Origin of the sequence: Methylorubrum rhodinum, assembly GCF_014199935.1 — a bacterium.
In the GTDB taxonomy this organism is placed as follows: Bacteria; Pseudomonadota; Alphaproteobacteria; order Rhizobiales; family Beijerinckiaceae; genus Methylobacterium; species Methylobacterium rhodinum.
On the sequence record NZ_JACHOP010000025.1, the window covers coordinates 42,414 to 60,212 of the forward strand.

The 17,799-nt window shown below is 68.7% G+C and carries 16 protein-coding genes; 10 read left to right on the forward strand and 6 right to left on the reverse strand.

The window, feature by feature from the left end; all coding sequences use genetic code 11:
- Nucleotides 1–93 precede the first annotated feature (93 nt).
- The 5 genes from glcE to glpD all read left to right on the forward strand — a co-directional run bounded on the left by glcE (nucleotide 94) and on the right by glpD (nucleotide 3,720).
- The gene (gene glcE, locus HNR00_RS21240; protein WP_183572790.1) at nucleotides 94–1,281 is read left to right on the forward strand and encodes a glycolate oxidase subunit GlcE; all 1,188 of its coding nucleotides are present in this window, start codon (nucleotides 94–96) and stop codon (nucleotides 1,279–1,281) included.
- A 105-nt stretch (nucleotides 1,282–1,386) separates the two neighbouring features.
- Nucleotides 1,387–1,614: a hypothetical protein gene (locus HNR00_RS21245; protein ID WP_183572792.1), complete on the forward strand. Its 228-nt coding sequence runs from the start codon at nucleotides 1,387–1,389 to the stop codon at nucleotides 1,612–1,614.
- 99 nt (nucleotides 1,615–1,713) lie between these two features.
- Nucleotides 1,714–1,899: a hypothetical protein gene (locus tag HNR00_RS21250; RefSeq protein WP_183572794.1), complete on the forward strand. Its 186-nt coding sequence runs from the start codon at nucleotides 1,714–1,716 to the stop codon at nucleotides 1,897–1,899.
- Between the two features lie 8 nt (nucleotides 1,900–1,907).
- A complete protein-coding gene (locus HNR00_RS21255; protein WP_183572796.1) occupies nucleotides 1,908–2,204 on the forward strand; it encodes a hypothetical protein in 297 nt (98 codons plus the stop codon).
- A 28-nt stretch (nucleotides 2,205–2,232) separates the two neighbouring features.
- The gene (gene glpD, locus HNR00_RS21260; protein ID WP_312886096.1) at nucleotides 2,233–3,720 is read left to right on the forward strand and encodes a glycerol-3-phosphate dehydrogenase; all 1,488 of its coding nucleotides are present in this window, start codon (nucleotides 2,233–2,235) and stop codon (nucleotides 3,718–3,720) included.
- Nucleotides 3,721–3,747: 27 nt separating this feature from the next.
- Here glpD and HNR00_RS21265 read toward each other — a convergent pair whose 3' ends face one another.
- The 4 genes from HNR00_RS21265 to HNR00_RS21280 form a co-directional block, all read right to left on the reverse strand.
- A complete protein-coding gene (locus HNR00_RS21265) occupies nucleotides 3,748–5,175 on the reverse strand; it encodes a mannose-1-phosphate guanylyltransferase/mannose-6-phosphate isomerase (protein ID WP_183572798.1) in 1,428 nt (475 codons plus the stop codon).
- A 282-nt stretch (nucleotides 5,176–5,457) separates the two neighbouring features.
- On the reverse strand, nucleotides 5,458–7,623 hold the full coding sequence (gene scpA / locus HNR00_RS21270; RefSeq protein ID WP_183572800.1) for a methylmalonyl-CoA mutase: 2,166 nt from the start codon (nucleotides 7,621–7,623) through the stop codon (nucleotides 5,458–5,460).
- A 242-nt stretch (nucleotides 7,624–7,865) separates the two neighbouring features.
- Complete coding sequence (locus tag HNR00_RS21275) at nucleotides 7,866–8,258, reverse strand: DUF3592 domain-containing protein (protein ID WP_183572802.1); 393 nt, start codon at nucleotides 8,256–8,258, stop codon at nucleotides 7,866–7,868.
- Between the two features lie 156 nt (nucleotides 8,259–8,414).
- Entirely contained in the window at nucleotides 8,415–8,852 is a 438-nt protein-coding gene (locus HNR00_RS21280; protein ID WP_312886097.1) for a hypothetical protein, read from the reverse strand.
- A 164-nt stretch (nucleotides 8,853–9,016) separates the two neighbouring features.
- Here HNR00_RS21280 and HNR00_RS21285 point away from each other — a divergent pair, with 164 nt between their 5' ends.
- Nucleotides 9,017–9,955: a DUF817 domain-containing protein gene (locus HNR00_RS21285; protein ID WP_183572806.1), complete on the forward strand. Its 939-nt coding sequence runs from the start codon at nucleotides 9,017–9,019 to the stop codon at nucleotides 9,953–9,955.
- Here HNR00_RS21285 and HNR00_RS21290 read toward each other — a convergent pair.
- Nucleotides 9,948–10,163, reverse strand: a complete 216-nt coding sequence (locus HNR00_RS21290) for a hypothetical protein (RefSeq protein ID WP_183572808.1) — start codon at nucleotides 10,161–10,163, stop codon at nucleotides 9,948–9,950. The two genes, HNR00_RS21285 and HNR00_RS21290, sit on opposite strands and share 8 nt — an antisense overlap.
- A 426-nt stretch (nucleotides 10,164–10,589) precedes the next feature.
- Between HNR00_RS21290 and HNR00_RS21295 the strand changes: the two genes are divergently transcribed.
- Nucleotides 10,590–11,756: a S1C family serine protease gene (locus HNR00_RS21295; RefSeq protein ID WP_183572810.1), complete on the forward strand. Its 1,167-nt coding sequence runs from the start codon at nucleotides 10,590–10,592 to the stop codon at nucleotides 11,754–11,756.
- A gap of 253 nt (nucleotides 11,757–12,009) precedes the next feature.
- On the forward strand, nucleotides 12,010–12,705 hold the full coding sequence (locus HNR00_RS21300) for a J domain-containing protein (RefSeq protein WP_183572812.1): 696 nt from the start codon (nucleotides 12,010–12,012) through the stop codon (nucleotides 12,703–12,705).
- A 215-nt stretch (nucleotides 12,706–12,920) separates the two neighbouring features.
- Here HNR00_RS21300 and HNR00_RS21305 read toward each other — a convergent pair whose 3' ends face one another.
- The gene (locus HNR00_RS21305) at nucleotides 12,921–14,399 is read right to left on the reverse strand and encodes a D-alanyl-D-alanine carboxypeptidase (protein ID WP_183572814.1); all 1,479 of its coding nucleotides are present in this window, start codon (nucleotides 14,397–14,399) and stop codon (nucleotides 12,921–12,923) included.
- Between the two features lie 447 nt (nucleotides 14,400–14,846).
- On the opposite strand from HNR00_RS21305, the gene clpS reads away from it, so the two are divergent.
- Nucleotides 14,847–15,245: an ATP-dependent Clp protease adapter ClpS gene (gene clpS / locus HNR00_RS21310; protein WP_183572816.1), complete on the forward strand. Its 399-nt coding sequence runs from the start codon at nucleotides 14,847–14,849 to the stop codon at nucleotides 15,243–15,245.
- A 22-nt stretch (nucleotides 15,246–15,267) separates the two neighbouring features.
- On the forward strand, nucleotides 15,268–17,775 hold the full coding sequence (clpA, locus tag HNR00_RS21315; RefSeq protein WP_183572818.1) for an ATP-dependent Clp protease ATP-binding subunit ClpA: 2,508 nt from the start codon (nucleotides 15,268–15,270) through the stop codon (nucleotides 17,773–17,775).
- Nucleotides 17,776–17,799: the final 24 nt, after the last annotated feature.

A 17,799-nucleotide genomic window follows, 5' to 3' on the forward strand; every position in this document is an offset into this window, starting at 1 on the left:
CGTCGAGCAGCTCCCTTGCCACCGCCCCCCGATCCGGGTTTTGTCCCTCGAGAGGGCCGCTGAAAAAGGCCCGGCGGGACGGAAACCGGGATCATGACGACATACGCGCCGGCGAGCGAGCAGGAGGCGACGGCCATCGTCGCGCAGGCTGCCGGCCGGTCCGAGCGGCTTCGGCTCGTGGGCGGGAACACCAAGGCCGCCTTCGGCCGTCCGCCGCAGGACGAGGCGACCCTGGCGAGCACGGGGCTCACCGGCATCACCCTCTACGAGCCGGCCGAGATGGTGGTGGCGGCCCGCGCCGGCACGCCGCTCGCCGAGGTCCAAGCCCTGCTCGCCGAGCGCGGCCAGATGCTGCCGTTCGAGCCGATCGACCATCGCCCGCTGCTCGGCTCCACGGGCACGCCGACCTTCGGCGCGGTGGCGGCGGTCAACAATTCCGGGCCTCGGCGGATCAATGCGGGGGCGGCCCGCGACAGCCTGATCGGCGTGCGCTTCGTCAACGGTCGGGGCGAGGCGATCAAGTCGGGGGGCCGCGTGATGAAGAACGTCACCGGCCTCGACCTCGTGAAGCTGATGGCGGGCTCCTGGGGCACGCTCGGCCTGCTGACGGAGGTCACCTTCAAGGTGCTGCCCGTTCAGGAGCGGGCCGCGACCCTGGTGCTGACCGGCCTCGACGACGCCGCCGCAATCGAGGCCCTGTCCGCGGCGCTCGGCTCGCCGTTCGAGCTGACCGGTGCCGCCCATCTGCCGGCGGGGATCGGCGGGCCGGAGGCCCGCACGCTCATGCGGATCGAGGGGTTTTCCAAGTCGGTGGAGTACCGCCTGGGCGAGCTGCGCCGCCTGCTCCGCCGCCGGGGCGAGGCGACGCTGATCGAGGGGGAGGACAGCGCTGCCCTGTGGCGCGCCGTGCGCGACGCGACCTTCCTCGCCGAGCCGCGCGAGGCGGCGGTCTGGCGCATCTCCACCGTGCCGGGGCGCGGGCCGGAGGTGACGGCGGCGGTCGCCCGCCAGCGTTCCGCGCGCTGGTTCTACGATTGGGGCGGCGGCCTGATCTGGCTCGCCACCGACGCAGCGGAGGATGCCGGCACGGCCATCGTCCGCGAGGCCGTGCGGGCGGCGGGCGGCCACGCCACCCTGGTACGCGCGCCCGAGACCGTGCGGGCCGCGGTGCCGGTGTTCGAGCCCCTGCCCGATCCGCTGATGCGCCTCACCACCGGCATCAAGGCGGCGCACGATCCCGCCGGCCTGTTCAATCCGGGCCGGATGTATGCGGGGGTCTGACGCCGGTGCCGTATCCGACCGGACGGCATCGGGCCGAAAACCCTCCGTGTTCGTCGTTTCGACGAAACGGACCGATTTCGCCCCAACGCGCTCGAGCGAGGCGTCATGCTGACCACTTTCATTGCGCTCGCCCTGATCGTCGTGCTGGGCCTGATCGTGGTGCGTCGGCGCAACCTAACCTTCCTGATGTCGCTCGCGAGCCTGCTGGCGGGCATGTTCACGTTGATCTGGCTGCAGAACCAGGGACTTCTGCCCGGCACGCAGGGCCCCCTCAGCGACCGGCGGCCGCAGACGGTGATGGACGGGCCGAAGGAGCCGGTGCGGACGCCGTAGCGAGAGCGACGAGGTGGCCTGCGGGAACCTCTCGGCCCCTGGCGCGTCTGCCGCGATGAAAGCGGCTACCACCTTGGCCGCTCCGACCGGAGCCGTCCGTTGCGCAGCCTTCTCATCCTCCTCGTCCTCGTCGCGGGCGGCTTCGTGCTGACCGCGATGTTTGTCGCCCCGAAGCAGCCGGAGCTTCGCGGCTGGTACGAAACCAACGCCTGCCCGCATCTCGACAAGATCAGCCCGCAGATCTGCGACCCGATCCGTGCCGCGAAGGGCTCCGAGCCGATCTGAGCCGTCGCTTGCGCGGCTTCATCGACTGGGCGTTCCGGGACCGCCGCACCGGCGCCATCGTGATCGGCCAATGGCCGAACGCGCCGCTCTGGCTGTTCGTCGCGGCATCCGTGGCGGAATGGCTGTTGCAGGTCGTGGCGCCCGGGCTGCCGGTCTGGCTCTTCGCTGGGCTGCGGATCGTCGCGCTGCTGGCGCTCGCCGTCTGGGCGGTCGACGAGATCGTGCGCGGCGTCAATCCGTGGCGGCGCTTCCTCGGGGGCGCCGTCCTGGTCGGCCTCGCGTTCAGTCTCGCGGGCCGGCTGTGAGGTCCTGGGCTGCAAGATCGTAGACGACGTGTACGACCTCCTCGTCATCGGCGGCGGCATCAACGGGGCGGGCATCGCCCGCGACGCCGCCGGACGCGGCCTGTCGGTGCTCCTGTGCGAGCGCGGGGACCTCGCCGAGCACACCTCCTCGGCCTCGACCAAGCTGATCCACGGCGGTCTGCGCTACCTCGAGCAATACGAGTTCCGGCTGGTGCGCGAGGCGCTGGCCGAGCGCGAGCGGCTGATGCGGCTCGCCCCCCACATCATCTGGCCGCTCCGCTTCGTGCTGCCGCACGATTCCGGCCTGCGCCCGGCCTGGCTCCTGCGGATCGGGCTGTTCCTCTACGACCACCTCTCGCGGCTGCGGGCGCTGCCGGGCTCGCAATCCCTCGACCTGACCGCCGAGGGCGTCGGCGCGCCGCTGCAATCGCGGCTGACGCGGGGCTTCGCCTATTCGGATTGCTGGGTCGAGGACAGCCGTCTCGTCGTCCTCAACGCCCTCGACGCGGCCGAGCGCGGCGCCGCGATCCGCACCCGCACCAATGTCGAATCCGCCCTGCGCGAGGACGGCGCCTGGACCGCGACCCTGCACGATTCCGAGACCGGGCGGCGCGAGCGCGTGCGGGCCAGGATCGTCGTCAACGCCGCCGGTCCCTGGGTCGGGCAGACGCTCCTGCGCACGCTCTCGGTCGAGGCGCAGCCGAAGGTGCGGCTGATCAAGGGCAGCCACATCGTCACGCGCAAGCTCTACGAGGGCGACCACGCCTACATCCTGCAGCAGCCCGACCGGCGCATCGTCTTCGCGATTCCCTACGAGCGCGACTTCACCCTGATCGGCACCACCGACGTGCCGCACGAGGCCGGGCCCGGTCGGGTGACAATCTCTCCCGAAGAGACGCGCTATCTCTGCGATTGCATCAACCGCTCGTTCGCACGCGCGATCGGGCCGGACGACGTGGTCTGGAGCTATTCGGGCGTGCGCCCGCTCTACGACGACGCGGCGGCCTCGGCCTCGACCATCACCCGCGACTACGTGCTGGAACTCGACACCGACGGCCCGCCGGTTCTCTCGGTGTTCGGCGGCAAGATCACCACCTACCGGCGGCTCGCCGAGCACGCCCTGGAGAAGCTGGCCCTGCCCGGCCTGAAGCCGGCCTGGACCGGCAGCGCGCCGCTGCCCGGCGGCGACATGGCGGGCAGCGACTTCGACGCCTTCTTCGCCGATTTCCGCGCGGCGAACGCCTACCTCCCCGAGCCGCTGGCCCGCCGCCTCGCCCGCGCCTACGGCACCCGCGCGGCGAACCTGCTCGGGGATGCCCGCACGATGGCCGATCTCGGCGAGAGCTTCGACGGCGGTCTCACCGCCCGCGAGGTCGATTACCTCGCACGCACGGAATGGGCGCGCTCCCCCGACGACATCCTGTGGCGCCGTACCAAGCTCGGCCTGCGGACCGGCCGGGAGGGCGTGGCGCGGCTCGCCCGGCATCTGGCCGGGCGGACGATCGGCGCGGGGTGAAGGAGCGCGGGCGTCCACGCCCGAGCGTCAGCGCCCGTAGACGTCCTCCACTCGAATGATGTCGTCCTCGCCGGTATACGAGCCGACCTGCACCTCGATCAGCTCCAGCGGGATTTTTCCGGGGTTCGAGAGGCGATGCATCGAGCCGATCGGCAGGTACACCGCCTCGTTCTCGTGCACGAGGATGATCTGCTCGTTCAGCGTCACCTCCGCCGTGCCCTTGACCACGACCCAGTGCTCGGCCCGGTGGAAGTGCTTCTGGAGCGAGAGGCGGCCGCCCGGCGTCACCATGATCCGCTTCACTTGGAAGCGCTCGCCGATGTCGATGCGCTGGTACCAGCCCCAGGGGCGATACATCCGGCGATGCGCGTCGGCCTCCGGATGCGCCTTCTCGCGCAGCACCCCGACGAGGTCCTTCACCTTGCCCGAGCGCGCCTTGGACGAGACCAGCACGGCGTCCGGCGTCGCGACCACGATCACGTCGTCGAGACCGACGACGGTGGTGAGCCCCTCGCCCTCGCTGTGAACGAGGCTGCCGGTGGTCTCGACCAGCTCGACCCGGCCGCGCACGGCGTTGCCCTGCGCGTCGCGGTGGAGCACCTGCCACACCGCATCCCAGGTGCCGACATCGGACCACGCGAAGTCGACCTTGAGCACGCCGGCCCGGTCGGTCCGCTCCATCACGGCGTAGTCGATCGAGGTTTTCGGCGCACGCGCGAACGCGGTGGCGTCGAGGCGCACGAAGTCGAGATCGGTCGTGGCGGCCTCCAAGGCGCCGCGGGCGGCGTCCAGGATCTGCGGGGCGTAGGCTTCGAGTTCGCCGATCATCACGTCGGCCCGGAACAGGAAATAGCCCGAGTTCCACAGGGCGCCCTCGTCGATCAGGCGCTCGGCACCGGCCGCGTCCGGCTTCTCGACGAAGCGCTCGACCCGGTGGACCCCCGGCGCGCCCGGCACGGCGGCGCCCATGCGGATATAGCCGTAATCGGTGGCCGGGCGGACGGGCGTGATGCCGAGCGTCATGATCTGGCCGAGCCGGGCGCCCGCGGCGGCGAGGCGGGCGGCCTCGGCGAAGGCGGCGGCGTCCTCGATCACGTGGTCGGCGGCCAGGATGAGGACCACCGTCTCCGGCCCCTGCCGGGCGGCATGGAGCGCGGCGACCGCCACCGCGGCGGCGGAATCGCGCCGGTCCGGCTCCAGCACGATGTCGGCGGAAACGCCGGCCTGGGCGAGTTGCTCGGCGACGATGAAGCGCGCCTCGGACGAGGCGATGACGGTGGGCTTGGCGAACACCGCCCCGTCGGCCACGCGCCGCGCCGTGGCCTGGAAGGTCGAGGAATTCGGATCGACCAGTGGGGTGAACTGCTTGGGCATGCTTTCCCGCGAGGCCGGCCAGAGCCGCGTGCCCGAGCCCCCGCACAGGATCACTGGAAGAATCCGGCCCCCGTCGGACATCACGCCATCCCTCTCACAACCTGCCGCTCCATGAGCCTGCCGGCGCATGTCGGGTCACCCGTCCGCCGCGGCGCAGCAGGCCGGAGGCGTAACGCCTCAAGCCGTTGTCGCCGAAGGCGGTCCGCGCCCGCGCAGACCCAGGGTCTGCGGGCGGCAGGGGTTCCGTGAGGGACGTCTTAGCCCAACGTGCCGCGCCGCACCAAGGGGGTCCGGCCCGGCATCATGCCGATGACGGCCTTACGCACGATCAGACTCGAGGCCGTCCGGGGCACCGCCCGAGGGTCACTCCGCCGCCTGCCGCTCGCCGTAGCCCAGACGCTCGTTGAGTTCGCCGAGCAGCTTCACCGCGGCCTCGGCGATGACCGTGCCGGGCGGGAAGATCGCCGAGGCGCCGGCCGCGTAGAGCGCGTCGTAATCGCCCGGCGGGATCACGCCGCCGATCACGATCATCACGTCGTCGCGACCCTCCTCCTTCAGCGCCGCCTTCAACTCGGGGACGAGCGTGAGGTGGCCCGCCGCCAGCGAGGAGACGCCGACGATGTGCACGTCGTTCTCCACCGCCTGCCGCGCGGCCTCGCCCGGCGTGGCGAAGAGCGGCCCGATATCGACGTCGAAGCCGAGGTCGGCAAACGCCGAGGCGATCACCTTCTGGCCGCGGTCGTGCCCGTCCTGGCCCATCTTGGCCACCAGAATGCGCGGACGGCGCCCGTCGTTCTCCTCGAAGGCCTCGACGAGGCCGCGCACCTTCTCCACCACCGGCGACATGCCGCCCACCTCCCGCTTGTAGACGCCCGAGATCGAGCGGATCTCGGCGCGGTGACGGCCCCAGGCCTTCTCCAGCGCCTCCGAGATCTCGCCGACCGTGGCCTTGGCCCGCGCCGCGTTGACCGCGAGTTCGAGCAGGTTGTCGCTGGTATCCACGGCCTTGGTCAGCGCGGCGAGCGCCGCGTCGACATCGGCCTGAACGCGCTCGGAGCGCAGGCGCTTGAGCTTGTCGATCTGCATCGTGCGGACGTTGTGGTTGTCGACCCGCAGCAGCTCGATCTTCATCTCGTCGTCGGGCTTGTACTTGTTGATGCCGACGATGGTCTGGCGGCCGGAATCGATCCGCGCCTGGGCGCGGGCCGCCGCCTCCTCGATCCTGAGCTTCGGGATCCCGGCCTCGATGGCTTTCGCCATGCCGCCGAGTTCGTCCACCTCGCGGATATGCTCCCAGGCGCGCTTGGCGATATCGGCGGTCAGACGCTCGACATAGTAGGAGCCGCCCCACGGATCAATGATGCGGGTCGTGCCGCTCTCCTGCTGAAGGAAGAGCTGGGTGTTTCGCGCGATGCGGGCCGAGAAATCGGTCGGCAGCGCCAGGGCCTCGTCGAGCGCGTTGGTGTGCAGCGACTGCGTCCCGCCTTGGGTCGCCGCCATCGCCTCGATGCAGGTGCGGGTGACGTTGTTGAACACGTCCTGCGCGGTAAGCGACCATCCGGACGTCTGCGAGTGGGTGCGAAGCGGCAGCGATTTGTCGTTCTTCGGGTCGAATTCCTTGACGAGCTTGGCCCAGATCAGGCGCGCGGCCCGCATCTTGGCGATCTCCATGAAGAAGTTCATCCCGATCGCCCAGAAGAACGACAGGCGCGGCGCGAACTGGTCGATGGTCAGGCCGGCGGCCAGACCCGCCTTGATGTACTCGACGCCGTCGGCGAGCGTGTAGGCGAGCTCCAGATCCTGCGTGGCGCCCGCCTCCTGCATGTGATAGCCGGAGATCGAGATCGAATTGAACTTCGGCATATTCTTGGACGTATAGCCGAAGATGTCGGAGACGATCCGCATCGATCCCTTGGGGGGATAGATGTAGGTGTTGCGGACCATGAATTCCTTGAGAATGTCGTTCTGGATCGTGCCGGCGAGTTTTTCGGGCGGCACGCCCTGCTCCTCGGCCGCGACGATGTAGAGGGCGAGAACCGGCAGCACCGCGCCGTTCATCGTCATCGACACGGTCATCTCGTCGAGCGGGATGCCGGAGAACAGGGTCCGCATGTCGTAGATCGAATCGATCGCGACGCCGGCCATGCCGACATCGCCCGAGACGCGGGGATGGTCCGAATCGTAGCCGCGGTGGGTCGCGAGATCGAAGGCGACCGAGAGGCCCTTCTGCCCCGCCGCGAGGTTGCGCCGGTAGAACGCATTCGAATCCTCGGCCGTGGAGAAGCCGGCATATTGCCGGATCGTCCAGGGCTGGGTGACGTACATTGCCGGATAGGGCCCGCGCAGGTAGGGCGGCAGGCCGGGGAACGAGCCGATCCCCTCCAGCCCCTCACGGTCCTCGGGCCCATAAAAGCCCTTCACCGGGATGCCCTCGGGCGTCATCCACGGCTCGCCCACCGGCGGCGGGGGCGCCTTGAAGCCGTCGGCCGAAAGGCTGAGCGAGGCGAAATCAGGGATGCGTGACGGCATGCGGCGGTCTCGGCGGGGTCGGAGGACGGCAAATTTCTTTTGGCATTATAGGCAAGCCACCAAACGCGGCTACTGTCCATTGGGTGGCTCTCGCCCTTTCGTCCGCCGACGCGGCGCAATGCCGAAGCCTGTGCCAACGCCCGATGCGCGTCGATGCTTTGCCGACGCGGTCAGAAGGATGTGACGACTGCGCCGAGACCTCAAAAACAAAGCTCAACATGAATAAGAAAAATCGATCAAAGTCATGGCCATAAAGGCAATTTAATCAAATCTTTTATCGAGACATACCCTAGTACCGCTGAGAAAAATAACCCGAACACAGGGCCCGCCCAATCCGTGAGCACGTAATTGGCTGGGTTCTTCGGGTTTACGCATATGTTAACGCTCTCGCCCACTTCGTATCCACCCCGAAATTGCGTATATCGATGACGTAATTTGTAAATACCGCCCTTATATTCATAAACAACAACAGGCCGCGCCCATTCATCAACATGATCCATGCCGTCCAAATCTTCTATTTTTGCTAGTGCGTCATCCCAGGCACAAAACCTCCAAATCGCCCTCAAGCAAGCTAACGCCATGAAGGAAACCATGGCGAGCCCAATCAACAAAGAGCATAAAAGCTTGTAATCCATCGCAAAATTACCTACTTTTCCCTTCATGCGGAATGAATTTGCGAGTTTTTAATTGTAATTAATAGATAAATAGACCGCAGTCATTCTACAAATAGATATCGCGTACGCCGTTTCGAGCTCCGAGCAACATAGGCATAACGATAGGAGGATTGGCTGTCACTTCGCTGGCACGGAACGATGCCAGCCCGGATCGCGGCGGATGCTCGGCGCCGGTCCCGTGGGCGCCGCGAGCCACGCCCGGCGTAGCGCAATCAAGTGCTTGAGCCGCTTCATCCGCGCGCGCTTGCACCCGCAATCCCAAGAGCAGTCGAAGTCGCTCCCGCTCACGCCGCCCTCCCCCATGAGCGCGCCGAGGATCGTCACGACGGCACCGGCCACGAACAAGAAGACCAGAACGGCCACGGGCCACGCCACCCCAAGCCCGACGAGGGCGGCGATCACCAGCTTCAACCCGAGCGAGGCCGCGACCTTCGCCTTGAGCAGAACCACCAACGTCGTCCCGGCGCCAAGCCCGCCGCGCAGCGTGCGGAAGACGCGCCGCCTGAGGCGAGCCCGCGCGATCAGCCCATCGAGCCGGGCGAGTTCGCGCTCCACGCGCCGTACCACCCTGTCCCGCTCCGCGATGGCCCGCACGCCCCCTCCCCTGAGATCACGAGTCCGCGATTCTTGGCGCGGCTCGGGGGACAGGCAACGCCAAACCGCCGCTTTCGTCCATTCCGGTGAAGTTTGAAGCGTGACGGCACGCACCGGAGGAAGCGATGGAGAAGTCAGAACCGAGGCGGCGCTCAAGCGCGGCGCGCAACTGGCCGTTCCTCGCGGGCTTTGTCGCCGCGGAGCGCCGGCTCGGCGAGCGGGCGCAAGCCGGCGGTCGGCTCACCGCCTTCGCCTACGAGTTCCTGCGGTTCGGGGTGAAGCAGGGCTGGGCCTGCCTGTTCGCAGGGCTGATCTGCGCGCTGCTGATCGGCACGTACCTGTTCTATCCGCCCGACGCCGCGCTGACCCGCTACGACTTCCTCACGCTCGCGGCCCTCGCGATCCAGGTCGCGCTGCTGGCGCTCGGCATGGAGACCTGGGAGGAGGCGAAGGTCATCGCGCTCTATCACCTCGTCGGGACGGCGATGGAGTTGTTCAAGACCGCGGCCGGCTCGTGGATCTATCCGGAGGCGAGCGTCTTGCGGATCGCGGGCGTGCCGCTCTTCACCGGCTTCATGTATGCCAGCGTCGGCTCGTACATCGCCCGCGTCTGGCGGCTGTTCGACTTCCGCTTCACCCGGCATCCGCCGCTGGTGACGACGCTGCCGCTGGCGGGCGCGATCTATCTCAACTTCTTCAGCCACCACTTCATGCCCGACCTGCGCCTCGTGCTGTTTGCCGCCACCGCCCTGCTGTTCGGGCGCACGGTGGTGCACTTCAAGGTCTGGCACGTGCACCGCTCGATGCCGCTGCTCGTCGGCTTCGGGCTGGTCTCGCTGTTCATCTGGCTCGCCGAGAACATCGGCACGGGCGCCCGCGTCTGGATTTATCCAAGTCAGGCGGCCGGCTGGTCGCCGGTCTCGGCGGCCAAGCTCGGCTCGTGGTTCCTGTTGATGATCGTGTCCTATGTCCTCGTCACGCTGGTGAACCGGCCGGAGCCGATGCCGGAGGCGGCACCGGCGCCCGGGTCCGATCCCCGCGCGGTCGGGGAACCGATCAGTTGAGGTAGGTGCGGATCCAGTTCGGGGAGAGGATTTCGCCCTCCTCGGTGATGATCCAGGGCTGCTGGGCCGGGTCGCGCAGCGCGCCCTGGGCGGCCTGCAGCGCCTCGCGCAGGGTGTCGTAGCGCTCGGGCTGGGCCAGCGGCGAGGAGGCCGGCAGGGTGCGCCAGATGGTGAGGTCTGCAGGTCGTTCGAGAGCTTCGGTTTCCATCTCTTGTTCTTCCTTCCGAACTATGTCCGTCCGCAGAGTGCGAGCGCGACGAGCGGAGTCATCGCGCCGACCTGCGAAGAGCTTCCAGGGTGATCCAAGCATCTCTGGGGCAGCTTTGCGATCAATTCGGGTGCTCGTCGTCCGAGCGGCCACCGTTTCGTCGCAGTTCCTCGCGCCGACCTTGCCTTGGTTTGGCCAAGGATTGGTCCGCGCCCGCCCACCGATGCTTTTTCATCAGTGTTTCGACACTGCGTGGGAAACAGTGACCAAGTGGTTACTCCGGAAGCCCGAGCGTGACCGTGCGCTGCCGCACCCTCCCGGCCGCATTGGGAAAACGGGGATTCGTTGAAAGCCGGCCACACCCGACACAGCTAAGCCCAGATTCGGTGCCGAGGCCGGCCCGACCCGTCCTTAGAGAACCGTCCGGTGCCTGATCGTTTCGTGCGCATCGCCCTCGGGGTGACGCTGGGCCTGCTCGTCGCCTTCGTGGCGCAGCCCTACATCCTGGCCTTCCTCTACTCCGCCGACAGCCCCCGCGCGGTGACGGCGCGGGGCGACCTCTCGGCGGCGGAGAAGAGCACCGTCGAGCTGTTCGCCCGCGCCTCCCCTTCCGTCGTCCACGTCTTCGCCCAGGCCGCCGCCCGCGGGCGCGCCCTGATGGAGCCGGACGACGAGTACGGCCAGTTCGGACAGGGCGAGGAGGGCGGCCAGCAGCAGGGCGGCAGCGGCTCGCAGACCGGCACCGGCTTCGTCTGGGATGCCGCAGGACACGTCGTGACCAACAACCACGTGGTCGAGGGCGCGACCAAGGGGGGCGGCTCGATCTCGGTGCGGCTCTCGTCCGGCGAGGTGGTGAGTGCGCGCGTCGTCGGCACCGCCAAGAGCTACGACCTCGCCGTGCTCCAGCTCGGCCGCGTGGCCAAGATGCCCCCGCCCTTGGCACTCGGCACCTCCAGCGACCTGAAGGTCGGGCAATCGGCCTTCGCCATCGGCAACCCGTTCGGCCTCGACCACACGCTCACGACCGGCGTCATCAGCGCCCTCCAGCGCCGACTGCCGACGCAGGAGGGCCGCGAGCTGTCCGGCGTCATCCAGACCGATGCGGCGATCAACCCCGGCAATTCCGGCGGGCCGCTGCTCGATTCCGCCGGGCGGCTGATCGGCGTCAACACCGCGATCTACTCGCCCTCGGGCGCGAGCGCGGGCATCGGCTTCGCGGTGCCGGTCGATGTGGTCAACCGCACGGTGCCCGACCTCATCAAGAACGGCCGGGTGCGCAACCCCGGCATCGGCATCATCGCCGGCCAGGAGGCGGCCTCGGCGCGGCTGGGCATCGACGGCGTGGTGGTGGTGCAGGTGCTGCCGGGCTCGCCCGCGGCACAGGCCGGCCTTACCGGCATCGATCGCCGCACCGGCGACATCGGCGACGTGATCGTCGGCGCCAACGGCCGTCCGGTGCATCGGCTGGCCGACCTCACCGCGGTCGTCGAGGAGGCCGGGCTCGACAAGCCGGTCAATCTCTTGGTGGAGCGCGACGGGCGGGTGCGGACCGTGCGGGTGACGACCGCCGACGTGGCGCAGTCGCGCTTGTGAGGCGAGCTATCCCCACCGCCGTCATTCCGGGGCGCGAAGCGAAGCCGGAATCCATGACTGGGCACGACGGTCCAGCTTAGGCCGAGCATCCCGCGTCACGGGTGGTTTCCGGGTTCCGCTGCGCGGCCCCGGAATGACGGGGGTGGGGGACGGATCGCGAAGGCGTCCGGAGCGAACGCACTTCGTCGAACGTTGCGGCCCAGCGGCTCCACATCCGCTTTACCCGCAGGCCAAACCGGTCGAAGACCCCAGAATGCTCATCGCCCTCGGCCTTCTGGCGCTCGTCGGGTTCTGGTGGCTCGGCCGAAGCGGCGGGCGCCTTCCGTTCGGGCTCACCCCGCGCCGGCTCGCCGGCTACGCCGCGTTTGCCGCGGCCTTCCTGCTGTCGCTGCGCGGCAGCCTCGTGCTCGCGGGGGTGATCGGCCTCGCGGGCGTGTGGCTGCACGAGGGGCGCGACGGCGTGCTCCAGCGGATCCCGGGCCTGCGCGGGAAGCCGGGGCCCGAGCGGCGGCGCACGGCTTCCGTCGAACTCGACCTCGCGCCCGACGGTACGCCGCTCGACGGCCACGTCTTCGTGGGGCCGTATGCGGGGCGCCGCCTGTCGGAGGTGCCGTCCGCCGACCTCGCCGAGCTGTCGCTGCTGCTGGCCGGCAACGACCCGGAGGGCGCGGGACTCTTACAGGCGTATCTCGACCGCCGGCATCCCGGCTGGCGTGTAGACGCTGATGGCGATGCGGACCCGCGGCCGGGCCGCCCGGCGAAGCCAGGGACGATGTCGGAGCAGGAGGCCTATCAGGTCCTGGGGCTTGAGCGCGGGGCGACCCTGGAGCAGGTCCGCGCGGCCCATCGGGCGCTGATGAAGAGCGCCCATCCCGATCAGGGCGGCAGCGTCGAACGGGCGGCGCGCGTCAACGCGGCGCGGGACAGGCTTTTGGACCGACATCGCTGATACTCCACGCGCGTTGTCAGATTCTTTTAGGATTTTTTTGGCGCCGTCGAACGGACGGGCCTTGCCCTCCCCCTTGCGGGGAGGGGTCAGGGGTGGGGGTCGGGCAGATGGCACCGCGGCGCCTGATCCTGAACCACCCCCACCTCCTCCCTCCTCCCCGCAAGGGGGAGGAGAGCGCCAGACTCAGAACCCAACGAGGGTCCGAGAGGGGAAGATCAGCTCCGGGTCGCGAAGCAGGTAAAGCCGTTCTTCTTCAGGGCGGCGCAGGCGTCCTGGGCGGCGCCCTGCTCGGTGAAGCCGGAGAAGCGGGCGCGGTAGAGCGTGGTCCCGCCATGCGTCACCCGCACGGTGTAGGGGGCGGCCTTGGCCAGCGCGCCGGTGCGGCTGCGGGCCTCGGAGAGCATCGACTTGGCCTTGTCCTCGTCGTCCATGGCGCCGAGCTGGATCACCCACGGGGTCGGCGTGACCGGGCGGAAGGCGTCGGAGCGGGCGTCCTTCGGCGGAGCCTCGGTGCGGGAGGCGACGCCCTCGACGGCGGGAAGCCGCGCGGTGGTCTTGCCGCCCGCCGTCGGGAACGGCGCCTGGGCGGCCGGTCCGGCATAGGCCTGGGCGGCGCCGGGGAGTGCCTGGAGCGCAGGGCGGCGCATGCCGGGGGTGGTGGTGCCGATGGAGGCCGGCGGGGCGATGCTGGTCGAGCTCGTGGTCTCGACCTCGTCGTCCGCCGAGGCGATCTCGGTGCGGGTGCGCGAGCCGGCTTCCGCGATGACGGCCGGGCGGCCGCGCTCGGCGACCTCCGTGACCGGGGCGGTCTGGCGGGCGCCGGCATAGGCGCGGGGCAGGCTGGAGCGGACGAGGTCGGCCATGATCCGGTCGCGGCTCGCGCCCGACTTGCCGCCGAGCACGATCGCGACGATCTGCCGGTCGCCGAGCCGGGCCGCCGTCATCAGGTTGAAGCCGGAATCGCGGGTGTAGCCGGTCTTGATGCCGTCCACGCCCTCGACCGCGCCGAGCAGCCGGTTGTGGTTGCCGATGACCCGGCCGCGGAAGGCGAAGGAGCGGGTCTGGAAGTAGCGGTAGTAGCGCGGGAAGCGGTCCTGGATGGCACGCGCGAGAATCGTCAGGTCGCGGGCGGTGGTGATCTGGTCCGGATCGGGCAGGCCCGAGGCGTTGGAATAGTTGGTGCGGCCCATGCCGAGCGACTTGGCCTTGCGGGTCATCATCTCGGCGAAGCGCGGCTCGGAGCCGGCGATGTTCTCGCCGATGGCGCAGGCCACGTCGTTGGCCGACTTGGTGACGAGCGCCTTGATCGCCTCCTCGACCGTGATGGTCGAGCCGGGGCGCAGGCCGAGCTTCGACGGCGCCTGCATGGCGGCGTTGGCCGAGATCGACAGGTCGGAATCGAGCTCGTAGCGGCCCTTCTCCAGCTGCTCGAACAGCATGTAGAGGGTCATCACCTTGGTGATCGAGGCCGGGTGGCGCAGGGCGTCCTCGTTGACCGCATGGAGCGTGCGGCCGGATTTCACGTCCACCACCATGGCGGCGTAGGGGGGGCTGTAACCGCCGCCCGCCGGGCGATGATGGCCGCCTCGCTTCCTCGCGTCGGCGGGCGCCACCGCCGCGGTGAGGATGCCCGCCGCCAGGAGCACGACGGCGGCAGCACGGGACCCCGTGGTCCGGCCTTCTACGCGACGCATCTCGAAACCTTCGCCTCGACCGCCGGGGCTCAGGCCCGGCTCGCACCAGTCATCCGCGGATGGCCGGCTGGCCGCATTCCGCACTCTCTGATGTCCACGGTAGGCGCGACGCGGTTACGCGGGCGTTAATGCTGTGCAACATGGAAACGAGATCGTCGTTTTGCCTCAGGGGTTAAGCGGGTGTGAAGAGGTTTTGACGCGGCGCGGAGATCGGCCTCGGGCGGCGATCAAGATGGTCGAGGTGATCAGGTCGATCTCGCTCGTTCGTCCCGTCGTCGTCGCTCCACGTCCTAAAAATGGGTGGGGCACAATCGTCCTTCCGAGGCACGGACAGTTTCACGCACCTCACTGGCGCACTCGTTTTCCGGCCTATAGATTGCCTCTCAAGGGCGCCGCTCCCGCCGGGGGCGGACACCAAAGACCGCCAACAAGGTCGCTGCGATTCAGATGACTGTTACGTCGATCCAGGAGGGCGCGGCATCGCGGGCGGAGCGGGGGCTCCGGCCCGTCGTCGCGGCCTCGACCCCGCGGGGCCCGGGCGACGACGACCGGTCCGGCACCGCCATCATCACCCGCACCAAGCCGCGGGCGAAACGGCCGAGCCTGTACCGCGTGCTGCTGCTGAACGACGACTACACCCCGATGGAGTTCGTCGTTCACGTGGTCGAGCGGTTCTTCAACAAGAGCCACGACGACGCCTACCAGATCATGATGCACGTCCACCAGAACGGTGTGGGGGAGTGCGGCGTGTTCACCTACGAAGTGGCGGAGACGAAGGTGACGCAGGTGATGGATTTCGCCCGCAAGCACCAACATCCGCTTCAGTGCGTTATGGAAAAGAAATAGGCATCCAGCGAAGGCCAGAGCATTGCCCAGCTTCTCACGTAGCCTCGAGCAAGCCCTCCACCGCGCCCTCGCGCTGGCCGGCGAGCGCCGCCACGAATACGCCACCCTCGAACACCTCCTGCTCGCCCTCGTGGACGATCAGGACGCCGCGGCGGTGATGCGGGCCTGCAACGTCGAACTCGACGTGCTGCGCCGCAACCTCGTCGAGTATGTCGACACCGAACTCTCGAATCTCACCGGCGACGGCCGCCAGGACGCCAAGCCGACGGCGGGGTTCCAGCGGGTGATCCAACGCGCGGTGATCCACGTGCAGTCGTCGGGCCGCGAGGAGGTGACCGGCGCCAACGTGCTGGTCGCGATCTTCGCCGAGCGCGAGAGCCACGCCGCGTACTTCCTGCAGGAGCAGGACATGACGCGCTACGACGCCGTGAACTACATCAGCCACGGCATCGCCAAACGCCCCGGCGCCTCCGAGGCCAAGCCCGTGCGCGGCGCCGAGGAGGAGGGCCCATCCGAGCGGCCGAGCGGCGGCGGCGAGGACGGCGAGGCACGCCCGAAGAAGAAGGGCGATGCGCTGGAGGCCTACTGCGTCAACCTCAACAAGAAGGCCAAGGACGGCAAGATCGACCCGCTGATCGGCCGCCATTCGGAGGTCGAGCGCACGATCCAGGTGCTGTGCCGCCGTCAGAAGAACAACCCGCTGTTGGTGGGCGACCCCGGCGTCGGAAAAACGGCGATTGCGGAAGGCCTCGCGAGAAAAATCATCCAGAACGAGGTGCCCGAAGTCCTGGCCGATGCCACGGTCTTCTCCCTCGACATGGGCACGCTGCTCGCCGGCACCCGCTACCGCGGCGACTTCGAGGAGCGCCTCAAGCAGGTGATGAAGGAGATCGAGGCGCACCCCAACGCCATCATGTTCATCGACGAGATCCACACCGTGATCGGTGCGGGCGCCACGTCGGGCGGTGCGATGGATGCCTCGAACCTGCTCAAGCCCGCGCTCGCCTCGGGCTCGCTCCGCTGCATCGGCTCGACCACCTACAAGGAGTACCGCCAGTACTTCGAGAAGGACCGCGCGCTGGTGCGCCGGTTCCAGAAGATCGACGTCAACGAGCCGTCGGTGCCGGACACCATCGAAATCCTCAAGGGGCTCAAGCCCTATTTCGAGGAGTTCCACAAGCTCAAGTACACGACCGATGCCGTGAAGGCCGCGGTCGAGCTGTCGGCGCGCTACATCAACGACCGCAAGCTGCCGGACAAGGCGATCGACGTGATCGACGAGACCGGCGCCTCGCAGATGCTGGTGCCGGAGGCGCGCCGCAAGCGCACCATCGGCGTCAAGGAGATTGAGGCCACCATCGCGACGATGGCGCGCATCCCGCCCAAAACCGTGTCGAAGGACGACGCGGTGGTGCTCAAGAACCTGACCGAGAACCTCAAGCGCGTCGTCTACGGCCAGACCAACGCCATCGAGGCGCTGACCTCGGCGATCAAGCTCGCCCGCGCCGGGCTTCGCGATCCCGACAAGCCGATCGGCGCCTACCTGTTCGCGGGTCCGACCGGCGTCGGCAAGACGGAAGCGGCCAAGCAACTCGCCTCGTCGCTCGGCGTCGAGATGCTGCGGTTCGACATGTCCGAGTACATGGAGCGCCACACCGTCTCGCGGCTGATCGGTGCGCCCCCCGGCTATGTCGGCTTCGACCAGGGCGGCCTGCTCACCGACGGGATCGACCAGCATCCCCACTGCGTGCTCCTGCTCGACGAGATCGAGAAGGCGCATCCGGACCTGTTCAACATCCTGCTGCAGGTGATGGACCACGGGAAGCTGACCGACCACAACGGCAAGCAGGTCGATTTCCGCAACGTCATCATCATCATGACGTCGAATGCGGGCGCCTCGGACCTCGCGCGCTCGGCCTACGGCTTCACCCAGTCGAAGCGCACGGGCGACGACGTGGAGGCGATCAACCGGCTGTTCGCGCCGGAATTCCGCAACCGCCTCGATGCGATCATCTCGTTCGGCCACCTGCCGAAGGAGGTCGTGGCTAAGGTCGTCGACAAGTTCGTGCTCCAGCTCGAAGCCCAGCTCGCCGACCGCAACGTCACGATCGAGCTGTCCGACGAGGCGCGCGACTGGCTGGTGGAGAACGGCTACGACGACGCGATGGGCGCCCGGCCCATGGCCCGCCTGATCCAATCCACCATCAAGACGCCGCTGGCCGACGAGGTGCTGTTCGGCAAGCTGAAGGACGGCGGCGCCGTGCGCGTCGTGCTCCAGCGGCCGGAGGGCGAAGACGCCAAAGTCTTGGCCAGGGGCAAGGGCAGCCTCGGCTTCGAGTTCCCGGCCGGCCCGGTGACCCCGAAGCCGGAGAAGGACGTGACCAACGCCGCCAAGCGCCACAAGCGATCCAAGCCCCGCTCGGCGCCGCGCAAGAAGGCGACCAAGGGCGATGGCGGCAAGGGCGGCCCGACGGGCGGTTCGTCCGGTGGGGGCGTCCGTACCGTGCCGAAGGTGCCGCTGAAGGTGTGAGGGTCGAGGCGGCGCGGGTTGCGT